This is a genomic window from Hyphomicrobiales bacterium (assembly GCA_016710435.1).
Taxonomy (GTDB): Bacteria; Pseudomonadota; Alphaproteobacteria; order Rhizobiales; family Aestuariivirgaceae; genus Aestuariivirga.
In genome coordinates, this window is sequence record JADJVV010000001.1 from 109,931 (window position 1) to 127,570 (window position 17,640).

15 protein-coding genes are annotated in these 17,640 nt (G+C 63.4%); 5 read left to right on the forward strand and 10 right to left on the reverse strand.

Annotated features, from left to right (window positions below; genetic code table 11):
- Positions 1-2: 2 nt before the first annotated feature.
- Positions 3-1,757: an acetolactate synthase 3 large subunit gene (locus IPM06_00525; GenBank protein MBK8768896.1), complete on the reverse strand. Its 1,755-nt coding sequence runs from the start codon at positions 1,755-1,757 to the stop codon at positions 3-5.
- A 407-nt stretch (positions 1,758-2,164) separates the two neighbouring features.
- On the opposite strand from IPM06_00525, the gene IPM06_00530 reads away from it, so the two are divergent.
- Positions 2,165-2,929, forward strand: coding sequence for a hypothetical protein (locus tag IPM06_00530; protein MBK8768897.1), 765 nt, complete (start codon positions 2,165-2,167; stop codon positions 2,927-2,929).
- Between the two features lie 14 nt (positions 2,930-2,943).
- Here the strand turns inward: IPM06_00530 and IPM06_00535 are convergent, their stop codons facing one another.
- Both IPM06_00535 and miaA read right to left on the reverse strand, forming a co-directional pair.
- On the reverse strand, positions 2,944-4,152 hold the full coding sequence (locus tag IPM06_00535; GenBank protein MBK8768898.1) for an AGE family epimerase/isomerase: 1,209 nt from the start codon (positions 4,150-4,152) through the stop codon (positions 2,944-2,946).
- A 31-nt stretch (positions 4,153-4,183) separates the two neighbouring features.
- Positions 4,184-5,059: a tRNA (adenosine(37)-N6)-dimethylallyltransferase MiaA gene (miaA, locus tag IPM06_00540; GenBank protein MBK8768899.1), complete on the reverse strand. Its 876-nt coding sequence runs from the start codon at positions 5,057-5,059 to the stop codon at positions 4,184-4,186.
- Between the two features lie 2 nt (positions 5,060-5,061).
- Between miaA and serB the strand changes: the two genes are divergently transcribed.
- The 4 genes from serB to IPM06_00560 all read left to right on the forward strand — a co-directional run bounded on the left by serB (position 5,062) and on the right by IPM06_00560 (position 8,714).
- On the forward strand, positions 5,062-5,937 hold the full coding sequence (serB, locus tag IPM06_00545; GenBank protein ID MBK8768900.1) for a phosphoserine phosphatase SerB: 876 nt from the start codon (positions 5,062-5,064) through the stop codon (positions 5,935-5,937).
- 452 nt (positions 5,938-6,389) lie between these two features.
- Positions 6,390-6,665 carry a hypothetical protein gene (locus IPM06_00550; protein ID MBK8768901.1) on the forward strand — a complete coding sequence of 92 codons (276 nt, stop codon included), beginning with the start codon at positions 6,390-6,392 and terminating at the stop codon, positions 6,663-6,665.
- Positions 6,666-6,720: 55 nt separating this feature from the next.
- Positions 6,721-6,993 (forward strand): hypothetical protein, encoded by a 273-nt coding sequence (locus tag IPM06_00555; GenBank protein MBK8768902.1) that lies wholly within the window; start codon positions 6,721-6,723, stop codon positions 6,991-6,993.
- Positions 6,994-7,370: 377 nt separating this feature from the next.
- On the forward strand, positions 7,371-8,714 hold the full coding sequence (locus IPM06_00560; GenBank protein MBK8768903.1) for a TrpB-like pyridoxal phosphate-dependent enzyme: 1,344 nt from the start codon (positions 7,371-7,373) through the stop codon (positions 8,712-8,714).
- A 58-nt stretch (positions 8,715-8,772) separates the two neighbouring features.
- Here the strand turns inward: IPM06_00560 and IPM06_00565 are convergent, their stop codons facing one another.
- The 7 genes from IPM06_00565 to hflK all read right to left on the reverse strand — a co-directional run bounded on the left by IPM06_00565 (position 8,773) and on the right by hflK (position 17,629).
- Entirely contained in the window at positions 8,773-10,740 is a 1,968-nt protein-coding gene (locus IPM06_00565; protein MBK8768904.1) for an FAD-dependent oxidoreductase, read from the reverse strand.
- Positions 10,741-10,837: 97 nt separating this feature from the next.
- The gene (locus IPM06_00570) at positions 10,838-11,842 is read right to left on the reverse strand and encodes an Ldh family oxidoreductase (GenBank protein MBK8768905.1); all 1,005 of its coding nucleotides are present in this window, start codon (positions 11,840-11,842) and stop codon (positions 10,838-10,840) included.
- An 88-nt stretch (positions 11,843-11,930) separates the two neighbouring features.
- Positions 11,931-13,559, reverse strand: a complete 1,629-nt coding sequence (locus tag IPM06_00575) for a bifunctional diguanylate cyclase/phosphodiesterase (protein ID MBK8768906.1) — start codon at positions 13,557-13,559, stop codon at positions 11,931-11,933.
- Between the two features lie 290 nt (positions 13,560-13,849).
- Positions 13,850-15,388, reverse strand: a complete 1,539-nt coding sequence (locus IPM06_00580) for a DegQ family serine endoprotease (protein MBK8768907.1) — start codon at positions 15,386-15,388, stop codon at positions 13,850-13,852.
- Entirely contained in the window at positions 15,385-15,567 is a 183-nt protein-coding gene (locus IPM06_00585; protein ID MBK8768908.1) for a DUF2065 domain-containing protein, read from the reverse strand. The genes IPM06_00580 and IPM06_00585 overlap by 4 nt, the downstream gene beginning before the upstream one ends.
- Positions 15,568-15,615: 48 nt before the next feature.
- A complete protein-coding gene (hflC, locus tag IPM06_00590; protein ID MBK8768909.1) occupies positions 15,616-16,512 on the reverse strand; it encodes a protease modulator HflC in 897 nt (298 codons plus the stop codon).
- A 13-nt stretch (positions 16,513-16,525) separates the two neighbouring features.
- On the reverse strand, positions 16,526-17,629 hold the full coding sequence (gene hflK / locus IPM06_00595; protein ID MBK8768910.1) for an FtsH protease activity modulator HflK: 1,104 nt from the start codon (positions 17,627-17,629) through the stop codon (positions 16,526-16,528).
- Between the last annotated feature and the right edge of the window lie 11 nt (positions 17,630-17,640).

Genomic DNA, 17,640 nt, shown 5'->3' on the forward strand with positions numbered 1-17,640 from the left:
CCTCACACCAGCTGCTTGCCTTTGGCGTCGATCACGTTGCCGACCTCTTCGTCCTTGATCTCGAAGCCGAGGATCATCTCGTTGTGTGCCTTGCCCGACGGGATCATGGGGAAGCAGTTGGCGAGATTGGCCACGCGGCAATCAAACAGCACCGGGCCTTTCACCGCGATCATTTCCTTGATGGCGTCATCGAGATCGCCGGGCTTCTCGCAGCGGATGCCGGTGCCGCCATAGGCCTCCGCAAGCTTCACGAAATCCGGGAGCGACTCCATGTAGCTTTCCGAGAGGCGGTTGCCGTGCAGCAACTGCTGCCACTGCCGCACCATGCCCATGTACTGGTTGTTGAGGATGAATACCTTGATGGGCAGGCCGTGCTGGATGGCTGTGCTCATCTCCTGCATGTTCATGAGAACGGACGCGTCGCCCGCCACGCAGATGCACAGCGATTTCGGATGCGCCGCCTGCATGCCCACCGCCGCCGGCAGGCCATACCCCATGGTGCCGAGGCCACCGGACGTCATCCAGCGGTTCGGCTCCTCGAACTTGTAGAACTGGGCCGCCCACATCTGGTGCTGGCCCACCTCGGTGGAGATGTAGCAGTCCATGTCCTTGGTGAGGGCATAGAGGCGTTCGATCGCATATTGCGGCATGATCACGTCCTTGTTGGGCGTGTACTGCAGGCAATCGACGCCCTTCCACTTGGCGATCTGCGCCTTCCAATCCTTGAGCGCGGCTGCATCGAGCTTCAGCGAACGCGACTTCCACAGGCGGATCATGTCTTCCAGCGCATGGGCCACGTCGCCCACCACCGGAATGTCGACCTTCACTGTCTTGTTGATGGAGGATGGGTCGATGTCGATGTGGATTTTCTTGGAGAAGGGCGCGAAGGCATCGAGGCGGCCGGTGATGCGGTCGTCGAAGCGCGCACCCACGCACACCATCACGTCGCAATCATGCATGGCCATGTTGGCCTCGTAAGTGCCGTGCATGCCCAGCATGCCCAGCCATTCCTTGCCGCTCGCCGGATAGGCACCGAGGCCCATGAGCGTGGAGGTGATGGGAATGCCCGTCATCGCCACGAACTCGCGCAGCAGCTTGGAGGCCGTCGGGCCGGAGTTGATGACGCCGCCGCCCGTGTAGAACAATGGCCTCTTCGCCGTCGCCAGCAAATCGATGGCGGCGCGGATGGCATTCTGGTCCGGCTTCACGCGCGGCGCATAGGTGCGCGACACGACGCCCTGCGGACCCACATACTTGCCCTTGGCGAACTGCACGTCCTTCGGAATGTCGACCACCACCGGACCGGGGCGGCCCGTTCGCGCCACATAGAAGGCCTCATGGATGGTGCGGGCCAGATCGTTCACGTCCTTCACCAGCCAATTGTGCTTGGTGCAGGGCCGCGTGATGCCCACCGTGTCGCATTCCTGGAAGGCGTCATTGCCGATGAGATGCGTCGGCACCTGGCCGGTGAGGCAGACCATGGGAATGGAGTCGAGCAACGCATCGGTGAGGCCGGTCACGCAATTGGTGGCGCCGGGGCCGGAGGTGGCGAGCACCACGCCGACCTTTCCGGTGGAGCGCGCATAGCCTTCCGCCGCGTGGGTGGCGCCCTGCTCGTGCCGCACAAGGATGTGCTTCACCTTGTCCTGCTGGAAGAATTCGTCGTAGATCGGCAGAACCGCGCCACCGGGATAGCCGAACACCGTGGCGACCCCCTGGTCGGCCAGCGCCTTCAGCACGATCTCCGCGCCCGACATCAATTCCCCGTTCGTTGTGCCAGCCATCTTGTCCTCACTCTCGCAATGCGTCTCTAGAAGCAAATTTCCCAATAAAAAAGGCCCCCTCTGGGAGCCTGTTTACCGCGCAGCACCGAAACTCCGGCAGGGTTAACCCTGCCCGGCGCTACGCGGTCCTACGACGATAAGAATGCGGTTCATGCTGTGCCTTCTATGGTGCACTGCGGGTGAGGTCAAGTCCCCCCGCCGCCCTGCCTCCGCTGCATGACGCCACAGGGCCAGGCGCAGGGCTAGGTAAGATTGCATTAACCATAATTCCCCTAGCGTGCCGTCCGGCAGGGGCATTCCATTTCGGAAGTGTGTCAGGGGCGATTGAGATGATTTCTGGACGTATTTTGGCTTGCGCGGCACTCGTTGTGCTTCCGGCAATGGCAGGGATTGCACAGGCTGCAGGTGGAGCGGGCGAGCTGGTGCAGAGCACCGGCAAGGTGCTGCTCAGCACCGGCCACGGCTTCGCACCCGTTGCTGTCCACCAACCGATCGGCATCGGAAGCCGCATCCTCGTCGCTGACGCGGCCAGCGCCGTCATCGCCTTCCCCTCCTGCACGCTGACACTGGCACCCGGCAAGGTGCACGTGATTGCGCCGCAACCCTGTGATGCCGCAACCGATCCCGCCAGGGCCCACATCGTGCCCACGGCCGCCACATCAGCACCCGGAATCGACTTCGCCGCCATGCAGGCGGAACTGCATCGCATGCGCGCCAGCCTTGCCGCCCGTCTCGAAGTCGTCCGTACCCAGAATGATCCCGTCCTCAACCAATGCCTCGCCGATCACCTGGCTGAACTCAAGTTGCTGAACGGCGCCTATGATCGCGCCTTCGCGAATTACGCCGGGGAGGGAGATGTCGCCGAGGCTGGGCCGCAAATGCAGGCCGCCGCACAGCGGGCAAACGATTCCATGGCCGGCGCCGACGCCTGCGAAGGCGTATCCGTCGACCTCCGTCAGACCAGCATCGAGTCCGACGCGCAAGTGACAGGAAGCCTGCCGCCGCCGCCCGGGGCGCCGCTTTCGACGGAACCGCTGGCGAGCAACGCCGCCCTCCTCTCCACGGCTGGCACCGTGGTCGCCGTCGGCATCGGCGTCATGCTGGTGAAAGCCGCCGACAAGGACCGCCCCGTCAGCGCCCCCTGATAACAGGCGTTTGGTTACGCTCTTTCGGCTGCGATCACCTTGGTGAGGCTTCCCGCTGTTGGATAGAGCGGAATGAGGCAGGCTTGCAGGGCGTGGTAGATGTCCGGCTTGCCGGTGAAGAAGCCGCGCTTCGGCTTCAAGTCTTCGCCCAGTTCCGGGAACCAGCCGCCATGGGCGTGGTCGATGAAGTGCGTGGCGGAAAAGCCCCAGATGCGGCGGTACCAATCCTCGAAATAGGGGTTGCCCGTCTGCACCGCGAGCCAATGCGCAGCACCAATCCCCTCCGCTGCGGGCCACCACAGTTTCTGGCGCAGGCGCGGACGGTTGTCCCATTCCAGCGTATAGAAGAAGCCGCCCTTCTCATGGTCCCAGCCGAAAGTCACGGCATTGCGGAACAGGCGCTCCGCCGCACCCGGAAGCCACGCCTCCTGCCGCCCGCCCAGTTCCCACAGTTGCAACAGCAGCCGTGCCCATTCCAGCCAGTGCCCGGGCGTTGAGCCTGCGGGCCGGAAAATCTCCGAGCCGCGGTAGTCGTTGTCGAGCGCCCAGTTCACATTGAAATGTTCTGCCACGCGGTAATCAAGAGCGGCGGCGTGTTTCCCGATGATGAACGCCGCGATGCTCCCCGCCTTGCGCAGATACGCGCGCTCCCCCGTGGCCTCGAAGGCCGCCATCAGCGCCTCGGTGAGGTGCATGTTGGAGTTCTGCCCGCGATAGTCCGAGAGCTTCGACCAGTCGCGCCCATATTCCTCCGAGGTGACGCCGGGATCGGCCTCCCAGAAGCGCTGTTCCAGCACCTCCGTTACGTCTGCGATCACCTTGTCGGCCATGGGATGGCCGATGCACTTGGCACTCGACGCCGCCAGCAGCACGAAGGCATGGCCATAGGCCTGCTTGCTGTCATCGATGACGCGGGTGTCATCCAGCGACCAGAAATAACCGCCATGCCTGGCGTCGCGATGCGCCCGCCAGATGTAGTCCATGCCATGATCGACAACCGCCGCAGCGCCGGGGCGCCCCAGCAGGTGCGCAATGGCGAAGCAATGCACCATGCGGGTCGTCGCATGAAGTTGCCGCACCGTGCCGAAGGGGCGGCCATCATCATAGAGGTCGAAGAAACCGCCCGCCGGGTTGAGGCTCGCATACTGGAAGGTGTCGAACAGCCGGTCCGCCTGCTGCAGGAGCCAATGCCGGTGATAGGGAGATGTACGCCAGGGGGTCATGCAAGGCCTCGGGTTGACATGCAGCGCCACCCTACCCGAGAGCCTGAGCCGTGTGCCAGCCCTTCATCTGCCCGCGCCACCACGTCATCTGGCGCTTGATGTAGTGGCGGGTGGCTGTCTTGGCGTCGCGCACCGCATCGTCGCGTGAAATTTCGCCGCGCAGATGAGCCAGCAATTGCGGCACGCCGATCGCCTTCATCACGGGGCGGCTCGGCTCGAACGGTGGCAGCGCCTCCACTTCATCCAGCGCGCCCTGCTCCATCATCATGTCGAAGCGCCGTTCGGCGCGCTCGTAAAGTTGTTCGCGCGGCACATCAACGAAGTGCCGTTCCACCTTGATTTGATTCAGGAAAGCGTTGCGCTCGCCCTCCGCCTGCCAGTCCGCCAGGGAACGCCCCGTGCCCTCCATCACTTCGAGCGCGCGAATGATCCGCTGCCGGTCTCCCGTGGCAAGGCGCGCTGCCATGATGGGATCACGCAGGCGCAATGCGGCATGCAGGTCGCCGCCGTAGCTCCGCCACGTCTCGCGGATGTCCGCCGGGATTGCCGCAATGCGCGACAATCCATTTTCCAGCGCCATGAAATAGAGCCCCGTGCCGCCGCAGATGATGGGCACCTGCTCCGCCTGCCACGCTACAGTGATGGCAGCCGTGGCATCGCCAAGCCAGCGCCCGGCGGAATAATCATCCCCACCACTCACATGGCCATACAGGTGATGTGATGCCTGCGCCTCTTCCTCCGCCGAGGGCCGTGCCGAGAGAATGCGCAGTTCGCGATACACCTGCATCGAATCCGCGTTGATGATGACGCCGTTCCGCTCCCGCGCCAGCCTCAGCGCCAAAGCCGACTTGCCGCTGGCGGTGGGGCCTGCGATAAGCAGCGCGGACTTGTGAAAGGTTGCGGGCATTGATGGATTCCGTCCTCGTTCTTATGGCAGCACCGGGGTCGGGCGCAATCACGTCAGCGGTGGTGGAGTCGCTCCGCGATCATGGCGGCGGCGAGCCTCACTGGCTTTCGCCCGGTGACGCGCTGGAGGTGGATGCCTTCGAACGGGTGCCTGAATTCCTCGTCGGCCTCCGCAAACAGGCCATCGATGCCGCCACTGTCTCGATCCACAACCGCCGCAAGCGCCTTCTCGTGGCCGACATGGATTCGACCATGATCCACCAGGAATGCATCGACGAACTGGGCGTGATGGCAGGCGTGGGCGAACGCATCGCCGCGATCACCGCCAAGGCCATGCGCGGCGAACTGGATTTCGAGGGCGCGCTCACGGAACGCGTCGGGTTGCTCAAGGGCTTGCCCGCGGGAATCATCGACACCCTCATCCGCGACCGCATCACCTTCATGCCGGGCGGCACGACGCTGCTGGCCACGATGAAGGCCAACGGCGCCTACACCGCCCTCATCTCCGGCGGTTTCACCGCATTCACCGCCCATGTGGCAAAGACGCTGGGTTTCGACGAGCACCGTGCCAACACGCTGCTGATGGAAAACGGCAAGCTCACCGGCACCGTTGCCCGCCCCATCCTCGGCCAGCAGGCGAAGGTGGATGGCCTCAAGGAACTGGCCCGCAAGCACGGACTCGAGTCGTCCGACTGCATCGCCGTGGGTGACGGCGCCAACGACCTCGCCATGCTGGCGGAAGCGGGCTTGGGCGTGGCATTGCATGCGAAGCCCCATGTTCAGGAATCGAGCCTCATCCGCATCAACCACGCCGACCTGACGGCGCTTCTCTACCTGCAAGGCTACAGGCGCACGCAGTTCGTGGCGGGAGCCGCCTGACCTCTCGCGTTCGCACTTCGTGCCCATGTCATGAACTTGCCGTAACGCTTGCGGCGGATTTCCGGCGGCGCAACGCGCCACGCTCCCGGATTGTGTTTTCAATTCGTCCGTTCGCTGCGGCATAAGGCTTGCGACATGAACGGCATTTAACTCAAACCCGGCGCGACACAGGCGTAGCTTCAACGTCACCGGGCAATTCCGCCCGGCGCAATGGAGGACGCCATGAGCGACCATCATTCACAACCCCCGGCCCAGAAGCCGGACCCCAGGAAGACCACGGCGCACAAGCGCGAGAAACCGTTGGCCACCAAGCCTGCGAGTCCCCCTGCTCACGGCCGCTGAGGCCGTGACGGACTAACCAAACGCCCCCCGCTCTGGACGGCCGTGATGACGGCCGCCGCCGCCCTCTGCCAGGCACGAAACATTTCAACATTCGATCTGGAGTTACCCAAATGAAAACCCGTGTTTTCATGGCGGGCCTGCTTGCGCTCGCCGCACTGGCACCCCCCGCCTTTGCCCTCACCGTGCAGAATGACGACATGTCTGCCTATACGGTTGCCGTGAAGCCCAAGACCGGCGCCGGCACACAGGTAGAGGTCAAGTCCAAGGCCACCGCCGATGTCGCCTGTGACAAGGGCTGCACCCTGACACTCAGCGGCAAGAGCCTCGCCGTCGATGCCAAGACGGCCAAGGTCCTCATCAAATCCGGCCACCTCGTCGCCGGCTGATCTGAACTCAGCTCACTTTCATCAACACGATCCATTTCCTCAACAGGAGAGAACCATGAACATCATCCGCATCGCCTCGATCGCCGCCGCCCTTGCCCTCGCCACGGGTGCGGCCAGCGCCGCCTCCCTCGTCAATGCCGACAAGGCGCCCTACCGCATCAACTACATGCCGGCCCACGGCAAGCTGAAGCATATCACCCTCGCCGCCGGCCATGAGGCCAAGATCAACTGCATGAAGGGCGGCATGCTCTCCATGGGCAAGCTCAGCGAGCAGTGCGATGCCAAGACCCAGAAGATCACCATCCGCGGCGGCAAGTTCGTGATCTGATGCCGTAACGGCGTCGGGACCAGGGCTGCTACGTGCAATGTCCCAGCCCGCGGTACCGCATGGTGGCTCCGCTGCGTTCCCCTCGGCGCGGCGGAGCCATCCGTCTGATGGACCCTGCCACTTTCTGACGCCTTGTGTTCGCGCATCAGTTGCGCAAATCTCCCGCCCGGAACATCGGGGAGATATCCATGGCCAAGAAGGCATCCAAGAAGACCGCGAAGAAAGCCGCAAAGAAAACCGCCAGAAAACCGGTGAAGGCTGCGAAACGCGCCGCACCGAAGAAGGCATCGGCGAAGAAGCCTGCCAGGAAATCAGCCAAGTCCGCACCGAAGAAGGTTGCCATCGCCCGCGTGCCCGCCGGCACCCGCAAGATCCAGATGGGCGAGGAGCGCATTCCGAAGGCCTGGTACAACATCATGGCCGACCTGCCCGTGCCGCTGCCACCGCCGCTGCACCCCGGCACGCTGCAGCCCGTGGGGCCGGACGACCTCGCCCCTCTCTTCCCCATGGCACTGATCATGCAGGAAGTGGCGCAGGACCGCTACATCGACATCCCGAAGCCCGTCACGGACATTTACCGCATGTGGCGTCCGACACCGCTCTACCGCGCCACCGCGCTGGAAAAGGCCCTCGGCACCACGGCGAAGATCTTCTACAAATATGAAGGCGTCTCGCCCGCAGGTTCGCACAAGCCCAACACCGCCGTGCCGCAGGCCTTCTACAACAAGGAAGCAGGCATCAAGAAATTGGTGACGGAAACGGGCGCAGGCCAATGGGGCTCATCGCTCGCCATGGCAGGCTCCATGTTCGGCATCGACGTCAAGGTCTTCCAGGTCGGCGTCTCGTTCCGCCAGAAACCCTACCGCAAGGCCATCATGGAATTGTACGGCGCGCAGTGCGTGTCCTCGCCCTCCATGGAAACCAACGCCGGCCGCAGCATTCTCGCCAAGGACCCGAACTCCAACGGCTCGCTTGGCATCGCCATCTCGGAAGCTGTGGAAGTGGCGGCAACCAACGCCGACACCAAGTATGCGCTGGGCTCCGTGCTCAACCACGTGCTGATGCACCAGACGGTGATCGGCATCGAAGCCATCGAGCAGATGGCCATGGCCGGTGCCTATCCGGACGTGATCGTGGGCTGCACCGGCGGCGGATCGAACTTCGCCGGCCTCACCTTCCCCTTCATCGGCGCGCAACTGCGCGGCGGAAAAAAGGTGAAGGTGATCGCAGCCGAGCCCGCCGCCTGCCCGTCGCTCACCCGCGGCAAGTACGCCTATGACTTCGGCGACACCTCGCACATGACGCCTCTCGTCAAGATGCACACGCTCGGCTCCGAGTTCATGCCGCCCGGCTTCCACGCCGGTGGCTTGCGCTATCACGGCATGGCCCCGCTTGTTTCGCACTTGAAGGAGCTGGGCCTGATCGAGGCGGAAGCCTATGGACAGGTGGCCTGTTTCGACGCCGGCGTGCTCTTCGCCAAGACGGAAGGCATCGTGCCCGCGCCGGAAGCAAACCACGCGGTCAAGGGCGCCATCGAAGCCGCCCTCAGGGCCAAGCGCGACGGCACCAGCCCCACGATCCTCTTCGGACTCTGCGGCCACGGTCACTTCGACATGCAGGCCTACATGGACTACTCATCGGGCAAGCTCGAAGACAAATCCTACGACGAACAAGCCCTGCAGGACTCGCTGGCCCACCTGCCGAAGATCGCGGCGGAGTGAAAAGCCTCTCGCACGCCTGACGAACGGAATGGCCCGCTTCAAGCGGGCCATTTGCATTTCACACCCCCATCGCCCATTTCCGCCCGTCGTAGATCGCCATGGCCGCGGTGCGGGCGGCGGACGCGTCTCCGATGGTGGCGGCGCCCGCATCATCGGCAACCCAGCGTTCGGACACGTTGGTTGCAGCGATGACCAGGGTGTCGGCATCGATCTTGTAGGCCTGCCCGCCGCTGGCCTTCACCGCGGCGCTGTTGCCGTGCCATTCCAGCATGACATGCTCGGTGAGGAGTGTGGCGCCCAGTTGCCGCAACCGGGCACGGGCCTGGATGTCAGCCGAGGTGCGGGCCATTTCGGCCATGACGGTGGCGGCACCGGTGACGATGGTGACGGCATGTCCCTGCTCCGCCAGAGCGAGCGCCGTGCCCGTGCCTTTCCAGTTCGCCGTCTCGTCGAGCAGGATCACGTGCTTGCCCACGCTGGCGCGCTTGGCCATCACGTCTTCAGCACTCCACACATTGCCACGTTCCACGCCCGGCAGCGCATCGAACTGTGGGAGGCCACGCTGGAATCCCTTCATGTCCGGCTGCGAGCCGGTGGCGACGATCACCTCGTCCGCACCGAAAGCCTTCACCTCGTCGCCATCCATGGGCGCGTTGAGTTTCACCTGCACCTGCAGTTTCGTGAGCTGGCGCTCCAGCCAATCGATGTAGTCGAGAATCTGCTGGCGGCGCGGCTGTTGGCCTGCGAGGCGGAACTGTCCGCCGAGCCGGTCGCTCGCCTCCGCCAACATGACCTTGTGACCGCGTTCGGCGGCAACGCGCGCCGCTTCCATGCCCGCCACACCGCCGCCCACGACCAGAACGGTCTTGGGCTGAGCCGCTGCGACGAAGCGGTCTCCGCCCCACTCAAACTCGCGCCCGGCGGACGGATTGATGAGACACGAGATCCAGTAATCGCGGTAACGCCTGCCCCAGCACATCTGGTTGCAGGAGAGGCAGGGCCGCACATCTTCGGGCCGCCCTTCACGCGCCTTCGTCACCCAATGCGGATCAGCGATCTGCCCGCGCACGATCGACACCATGTCGGCCTGGCCGGATCGCACCACCTCTTCGGCATTGTCGGGCGTGCGCACATGGGCCTCGCATTGCACGCGCGCATGCTTCACCACCTGCTTCAACGCCTCCGCGTGCGGTGCGCCCAGCTTGTCGGCGAAGAAGACGGTGGGAATGATGCCGGTGTGATCGAAATAGCTGCCCGTGCCGCAAGTCACGTAATCCATCAGATGCCGTTCGTCGTGCCACGCCACGACCTCCTGCAACTGTTCGATGGTTTGCGACACCTCCGATGTGGGGTCCATGTTCACGGCCATGCCGATGATGAAATCCTCACCCGCCATCTTGCGCACACGCTCGAGAAGCGTGCGGGAGAAGCGCATGCGGTTTTCGAATGAGCCGCCCCATTTGTCGTCGCGGCGGTTGTTGAAGGGCAGCCAGAACTGGTCCGGCAATGCGTTGTAGGCGGCAAAAAGCTCGATGCCGTCGAAACCGGACTCCTTGGCGCGCCGTGCGGCCTGCACGTAGCTCTCGATCGTCTCCTCGATCTCTGCCTCGCTCATGGCATGGCTGCCGTCGGAATCGTGGAAGCTGGGCAGTCCCGAAGGCGACCACGCCGCGTGGTAGGAGTTGTCGCCATCACCATGCTGGCCGACGTGATAGAGCTGGTGGCAGATCACCGCGCCGTGGGCATGCACGGCATCCGTCACCTTGCGGAAATGCGGAATGATCTCGTCAGTCGAATGCAGGAAATTGCCGCGCGTGAGCACCGCCGCGCCATGCACCGGCACAGGCTCCACCACGATCATCGCCGCGCCGCCCCGCGCCCGTTCCTCGTAGTAGCCACGGTGGCGTTCCCCCGGCAAGCCGTTGTGCGACATGTTCGCCGTGTGCGCCCCGAAGACGATCCGGTTGCGCAGCGTCTTGTGGCGCAATTGCAGGGGCTGGAAAATCGCGGTGTGTTTCGGTGTCATCCTCTATCGAGCGGTGCCCCGCCCTCCTCTTTCCGTTTGGTGACGAAGGCCGACATGGCCTCGCGTCGTGATTTGTCCAGGTCTGGCGCCCGGGAACTCATGCGCAGAAGCCCCTGAGCTTTTCCAGAAGTGCGCGATCGATCGGCAGGCCCTCTTTCTTCAGCCGCTTGATGTTTCCCTCGCGGCGGCTGTTCGGCATGCGCGCGCCATCCTGTGCCGTGATGGATTTGACCAGCGCCTTCACCTGCGCATCAAACAGTCCGCCGGAGAACTTGCGCGGGTCCAGCGCCATGAAGAACTGTCCGCAGCCGATCGGCCTGCCGTCATTCTCGGTGAACGAACCCATCTGCGGGCCAAGGCACGAACCTGTCATGGCCGCGCACATGATCTCCACGATCAATCCCTGTCCGAACCCCTTGTGCCCACCTGCGGGCGCCATGGACCCTGCAAGGCCCGCGTCGGGATCGGTGGTGGGGTTGCCGTCCGCGTCCAGCGCCCAGCCCAGGGGGATCTTGCGCTTCTCTTCACTCGCGAGTTTCACCGCCGTCCACGGTACATGCGACGACGACTGGTCCACCAGGAAGGCCACCTTGCCCTTGCGCCCGGGCACCGCCATGGACAGCGGATTGGTGCCGATCACCGGCTTCTTGCCGCCCACCGGCGCAATGGCCGGCGTCGCGTTGGTGAAACCGAAGGCCAGCAGGCCCTCGCGCGCCAGCACACCCGTGTGATAGCCCAGGGTGGCGGCATTGTATGAGCCATGCACGGCGAGACCTGCGATGCCGTATTTCCGCGCCGCCGGAACGAGCTTGCGGAATCCCGCTTCGATGGCGGGATGGGCAAAGCCCCGGCGCGCATCCACGCGGATGGCCGTGGGCGTCACCATCTTCAGGGCAGGCTTCGCTTTGCCGTCCACCTTTCCGGAGATCAGGTGTTCGCAATAATATTGGAGCCAGTAGAAGCCGTGGCCCTCCAGGCCGGAAAGCTCCGTGTCGAGGATCGCTTCCGTGAAGTAGCGCGCGTTGCCAGCCGATGTTCCCGCACCCGTCAAGGCGCCGGAGATGAGCCGGCGTGCCTGCGCCACCGAAAGCCGCGTCTGCATGTGTGGAGAGTCCCCTCGTTGCGGGGAAAGACTAACAGGACTGCATCGCGCGGCAAGCCAAGAGGCCGTCAATCACCCGGCGAAAAACTCAAGCGAAGATGGGCCTGCTTTCAAGCAACTGGTCAATGCCCGTCAGCGACACGGCCTTGTCCGACGTCAGCATGATGGCCAGGCGGTGGGCGTCGCCCAGCGGCATGGGCTTGCCGAAATAGTAGCCCTGCGCCAGGTCGCAACCCATGCGCTTCAGGGTGTTCCACTGCGACTCCGTCTCGACGCCTTCGGCCGTGACGGCAAGGCCAAGCTGCTTGCCGATCTGCAGCGAGGCCATCACGATGGCCGCCATGTCGGCATGGTCTTCCATGCCCTGCACGAAACTCTTGTCGATCTTCAAACCGTCGAACTGGTGTCCGGCGAGGCGCTCGAAGCTGCAATAGCCCGTGCCGAAATCATCGATGACCACGGTGACGCCAGACTTGCGCAACGCTTCGATGCAGGCATCGGAGGTGGCGCTGCGGCGCAGCTGGGCGCTTTCCGTCACCTCGATCTGGAGGCGCGTGGACGGAAAACCTGTTGAACCGAGAATGGCGAGGATGCGGAGTGCTGCCAGCGGATCGTTGAGATCGCTCGCCGCGAGATTGACCGAGAGCTTGAGCTTGCCCGGCCACAGCGCGGCGCGGCGGCAGGCAACCGTCATCAACTGTTCCCCGAGCTTGCCGATGAGGCCGCTCTGTTCGGCCACTTCGATGAACTCCAATGGCATGACTTCGCCGAGGTCCGGATCGCTCCAGCGTGCGAGCACCTCAAAACCGATCACCGTGCCGCTGCTGCCATCCACGATGGGTTGCAGAAAGGGCACCACGTTCTCATTGTTGATGGCCTTGCGCAGGTTGATCTCGACGAGGCGGCGGCGGCGGATGGTTTTCGCCATGCTGTCTTCGTAGACGACGACGGAGGTTTCCGGCTCGTCTTCCGCGCTGTGCAGGGCGATGTCGGCACGGCGCATGATCTCGCGGTCGGTGAGCGTGGCATCGCCGATGAAGGTGGCGCCGATGGAGAAGGCGATCTGGATGTCGTGCTCGTCATGGAACGGCTGTGCCAGGCGGATGCGGATCGCCTCGATGATGGAGCGCCCCTCGGCTTCGTTGCGCAGGACATGCGACACGGCCACGAACACATCCGAATTCACGCGCGCAAGCGACAGTGACGACGGCAACGTGCTGCGCAGTCGTCCCGCGATTTCCTTGAGAATGTCGTCGCCGACCGCATAGCCGAAGCAGTTGTTGATCTCGCTGAAGCGCTTGGCGTTGATGATGGCGCAGAAGCGTAGTTCCGCAGGGTCAAGCTGCGACAGGAGGTGTTCCGTCCAGGAATGGCTGTGCAGGCCGGTGAGGCGGTCGCGGCGGGCGGAGACATTGAGTTCGGCCTCCTTCATGAGCGCGGCATGGCGGCTGGCGACCGAGACGGCGATACGAAAACTTCCGGCAATCAGCGACAGCAACACGGCAATGGGGAACACATCAGTATCGATGAAGCTGAAGGCATTTCCCGGAAAGATGAAAAAATCCCGCAGGTGAAACCGCGGTGCGCCGTAGACGACGAGAAGGAACACGGCGAGCGCAAGCAGCAACGCGCTCATCAGCGGCAGCCCGCCGGATCTCTTGATGTCGTCGACCTCTGCCAATGACGTCTCGCCTCCGGGCACCATTTCCTCTGCCATGTTCTGCCCCCCGGCAGCGCTGTACGGAGAAAAGGGCGGAAGGCCGCTTGCATGACCCAACGCCATGCATTCACCTGACTTGCTCCCCAGCAAGCCAACTGCATAGCCACGCGCGAGTTAACATCGGGAAAACAACTCTTGGGAATATTTCCCGAGCGACGTTATTCCCCCGCCAGGCCGTGTCGCAGCATCCGAATAAATCGTGAACGATTTCAAAGCTTAAGCTGCAAAGCATCCCACCCGTTAATGATATACGGAGGTTGTACCCGCAGCCGCGGCGAGAAGATTTGCTACTTGACCTTGAGGGCCACGAAGCGAGTTTCGCCCGCCTTGCCGCCCTTGGAAATCAGCAACAGAACCGCCGTCTTGCCGGCCTTCTGGGCCGAGGCCATGGCGTCCGAGACATCCGCCGCGGCCGTCACTGGCTTGCCGCCGGCTTCCATGACCACATCGCCCGCCGCAACTCCCTTGTCGGCAGCAAGACCATCCGCGGCGACTTCGGTGACGACAACGCCGCTCACCTTTTCATCGATCGCGTACTTCGTGCGCAGTTCATCCGTCATGCCGCTGACCGTCATGCCCAGCAACGTTGCGGTTTTCGGTGCGGCGTCCGGCGTCTTGCCCGCATCCTCCTGGGCAATCTGCTTCTCGCCATCCTCAAGCCGGCCGATGGCCACCTTGAGTTCGATTTCCTTGCCCTTGCGCAGGGCCTTCAGCGTCACTTCCTTGCCGATCTCGGTTTCGGCCACGGCGCGCGGCAGTTCCTTCATTTCATTGATCGGCTTGCCATTGAAGGCGATGATGACGTCACCCGCCTCGATGCCAGCCGCCTTGCCGGGCGAACCTTCCGTCACATCAGCCACCAGCGCGCCATGCGGCTTGCCGAGACCCATGCTCTCCGCGATGTCGTCCGTCACTGATTGCACCTTCACGCCCAGCCAGCCGCGCCGCGTCTCGCCATACTTCCACAACTGGTCAACGACGCCCTTGGCCGTGTTGGCCGGGACGGAGAAGCCGATGCCCACGGAACCACCCGTCGGCGAGAAGATGGCGGTGTTGATGCCGACGACCTGCCCCGTCATGTTGAAGAGCGGGCCACCGGAGTTGCCCTTGTTGATGGCGGCGTCCGTCTGGATGAAATCATCATAGGGCCCGGCATTGATGTCGCGGTTGCGGGCGGAGACGATGCCAAGCGACACCGAACCACCGAGGCCGAACGGGTTGCCGATCGCCATCACCCACTCGCCGATGCGAAGGCCATCGCTGTCACCGAAGCTCACGGTGGGCAGCGGCTTTTCCGGCTTCACCAGAAGCACGGCGAGATCGGTCTTGGGATCACGCCCCTTCAGTTCGGCCTTCATCGTCGTGCCGTCCTGCATGCGGATTTCGATGCTCTCGGCACCTTCCACAACATGGTTGTTGGTCACGACCACACCCGAGGAGTCGATGATGAAACCCGAGCCCATGGAATTCACCGTGCGCTCGCCACCGCCCTCACCCTGGCGCTTCTTGAAGAAGTCGTCGAAGAAATCCTTGAAGGGCGAGTCATCGGGAAGCTGCGGCACATCCACCTGCGGACCGCCAGCCACCTTGCTCTCCACTGAAATCTCGACAACGGCCGGCAGCAGCTTGTCCGCAAGGTCGGCAACATTTGGGAGTGTTGTGAGCGACTGCGCCGATGCAGGTGCGGTGACGGCAGGAAGCCCCAAGCCGAACGCCACGAGAGCTGGAATTGCCACTGCCGAAAAAAGGCGGGCCGCTGAACCATGCCGTATCATTGTCTTCTCCCAAAAGCCCCGACTCGAATTTCCGTATTGGCGCGCCGTCATCCCGCCAAGAGGACACGCGCCACCCAGACCAGCAACACGCCAGCGGCAAGCGCCGCCATCCCGATCACGCGGATCTGCTCGTCCGTGAGGTGCCGCAACTTGCTGGCCATGTTGCGCAAATGCCCCGGAACAAAGGCATAAAGAAGGCCCTCGATCACCAGCACAAGGCCGATCGCCATCACGACATTGTCAAGCACGTCCCGTTCCCCGAAATCCCGCGCGGCACCTTAATCCTTGGACGCCGGTACCTGTTCGCGGTCTTTTCCATCTGAGCCAAAGTAGCGGAAGAATTCCGAATCCGGGTTCAGCACCAGCGTCGTGTCCTTGTTGGCCAGCGCTTTGCCATAGGCCTGCAGCGACCGGTAGAAGGCGAAGAATTCCGGGTCCTGCTGGAAGGCTTCCGCATAGATGCGGTTGCGCTCGGCATCACCTTCGCCGCGGATCACTTCCGCGCGGCGGCGGGCATCCGCCGTCTTTTCGATGAACAGGCGGTCGGTCTCGGCATTCATCTTGGTCTTGAAGGCATCACCGGTGGACCGCGCCTGCTGGGCGATGGCATTACGCTCGGAACGCATGCGCTCGTAGGTGGCTTGCAGCACCGCGCCATCAAGGTCGGTCCGGCGGATGCGGACGTCGACGATGTCGATGCCGAGGCTCGCCGCTTCCTGTTCCACCTTCTTCTTGATTTCCGTCATCATGGTCTGGCGGTCGGACGACAAGACTTCGTCGAAGGAGCGCAAACCGTAGGTCTGCCGCAGCGCCGCGTCGAGCAAGGCACCCACGCGGGTTTCGGCCTGCTCAAGGTCGGCACCCAGCGTTTCGCGGAAGAGACGCGCGTCCTGGATGCGGGCAAAGGTGATGGCATCGACGATATAGACCTGGCTCGCCTTGTCCTGCACCGAGCTGTCGTTCTTTTCCCAAACGATGATGCGGTCTTCGATAGGCGTCACGGTCTCGATGATGGGCAGCTTGAAATAGAGCCCAGGTGCTTCGACGATGCGGCTGATCTCGCCCAGGCGCTGGACGATCATCTTCTGGCGTTCATCGACAACGAAATAGCTGAGGTAGGCGACAAGCAGGATTGCCGCGATGACGGCGCCGAGTATGTTGCGAATGGATGTCATGTTCCGTCCCCCCTCAATTCGCCGGCTTCGGCTGGATCGCCGGCAGCGGAAGGTAAGGCACAACGCCGGAGCCATTCTGCCCCTGCTCGATCACCACCTTGTTGGATTGCGACAAGACCTGCTCCATGGTTTCGAGGAAGAGACGCCGCCGCGTCACGTCCTTTGCCAGCTTGTATTGCTCATAGACGGCGAGGAAGCGCGCGGTTTCGCCCTTGGCCACGGCAATAGCCGCGGCCTTGTCGCCGGTTGCGTCTTCCACCAGCTTGCCCACTTCACCATCAGCCTGCTGGTTCTTCTGGTTGCGGTATTGCTGCGCTTCGTTCTCAAGCTGCTTGCGGTTCTGCTCTGCGCGCACGACGTCGGCAAAGGCATCGGCCACTTCCGGCGGCGGCTGCGTCTGGCCGAGGTTGAGGGCGGTGATGGTGACGCCCGCCTTGTATTCATCGAGAAGTGTCTGCGTGATGGTGCGCACCTGCGTGGCGATCTCGCTCTTCTTGGTGGTAAGAACGGCCTGAGCGGAATTCTGCGCCACCACTTCACGCATGGCGCTCTGGGCCAGCGCGCGGATGGTCGCTTCCTGGTTCGCCACGTTGAAGAGGAAGTCCTTCGGGTTGGCGATGAACCACTGCACGGTGAACGGCACGCTGATGATGTTCTTGTCGCCCGTCAGCATCTGGCCTTCGCTCTGCTCGCTGCCGATGTTGATCTGGCGCACGGTGCCGACGCGCGGCTTCTCGATCTTCTCGACGGGCCACAGCGCGAATTGCAGGCCCGGATCGACGGTGCGCGAATACTTGCCAAGGCGCAACACAACGCCGCGCTCATCCGGCTGCACCTGGTAGACGGAATTGTAGAGCACGAAGGCGCCGAAGAGCGCGATGGGCAGCAGCCATGAAAAACGCCCGCCACCCGGCATGGCGTTCTTGAACTGATCCTTGCTGCGCTGGATGATGTCTTCCAGTTCAGGAGGAAGGTTGCCAGGTCCACCGCCCCTGTTGCCGCCGCCCCAGTTGTTGCGGTTGCGCGGATTGTTGTCGCGGTTGCCACCGCCGGGTGGTTGGCCCCATGGACCCTGCCCACCGCCGCCGCCACCACCTTCATCCCTGTTCCACGGCATCCTGCACCCTC

Excerpts from the sequence above, each read along its gene's own strand:
- IPM06_00580 (MBK8768907.1), bottom strand. The coding sequence starts at position 15,388 with ATGACGGCGCGCCAATACGGAAATTCGAGTCGGGGCTTTTGGGAGAAG.
- IPM06_00570 (MBK8768905.1), bottom strand. The coding sequence starts at position 11,842 with ATGCAGACGCGGCTTTCGGTGGCGCAGGCACGCCGGCTCATCTCCGGC.
- miaA (MBK8768899.1), bottom strand. The coding sequence starts at position 5,059 with ATGCCCGCAACCTTTCACAAGTCCGCGCTGCTTATCGCAGGCCCCACC.
- hflK (MBK8768910.1), bottom strand. The coding sequence starts at position 17,629 with ATGCCGTGGAACAGGGATGAAGGTGGTGGCGGCGGCGGTGGGCAGGGT.
- serB (MBK8768900.1), top strand. The coding sequence starts at position 5,062 with ATGGATTCCGTCCTCGTTCTTATGGCAGCACCGGGGTCGGGCGCAATC.
- hflC (MBK8768909.1), bottom strand. The coding sequence starts at position 16,512 with ATGACATCCATTCGCAACATACTCGGCGCCGTCATCGCGGCAATCCTG.
- IPM06_00575 (MBK8768906.1), bottom strand. The coding sequence starts at position 13,559 with ATGGCAGAGGAAATGGTGCCCGGAGGCGAGACGTCATTGGCAGAGGTC.
- IPM06_00565 (MBK8768904.1), bottom strand. The coding sequence starts at position 10,740 with ATGACACCGAAACACACCGCGATTTTCCAGCCCCTGCAATTGCGCCAC.
- IPM06_00530 (MBK8768897.1), top strand. The coding sequence starts at position 2,165 with ATGGCAGGGATTGCACAGGCTGCAGGTGGAGCGGGCGAGCTGGTGCAG.
- IPM06_00560 (MBK8768903.1), top strand. The coding sequence starts at position 7,371 with ATGGGCGAGGAGCGCATTCCGAAGGCCTGGTACAACATCATGGCCGAC.
- IPM06_00535 (MBK8768898.1), bottom strand. The coding sequence starts at position 4,152 with ATGACCCCCTGGCGTACATCTCCCTATCACCGGCATTGGCTCCTGCAG.
- IPM06_00550 (MBK8768901.1), top strand. The coding sequence starts at position 6,390 with ATGAAAACCCGTGTTTTCATGGCGGGCCTGCTTGCGCTCGCCGCACTG.
- IPM06_00555 (MBK8768902.1), top strand. The coding sequence starts at position 6,721 with ATGAACATCATCCGCATCGCCTCGATCGCCGCCGCCCTTGCCCTCGCC.
- IPM06_00585 (MBK8768908.1), bottom strand. The coding sequence starts at position 15,567 with ATGGCGATCGGCCTTGTGCTGGTGATCGAGGGCCTTCTTTATGCCTTT.
- IPM06_00525 (MBK8768896.1), bottom strand. The coding sequence starts at position 1,757 with ATGTCGGGCGCGGAGATCGTGCTGAAGGCGCTGGCCGACCAGGGGGTC.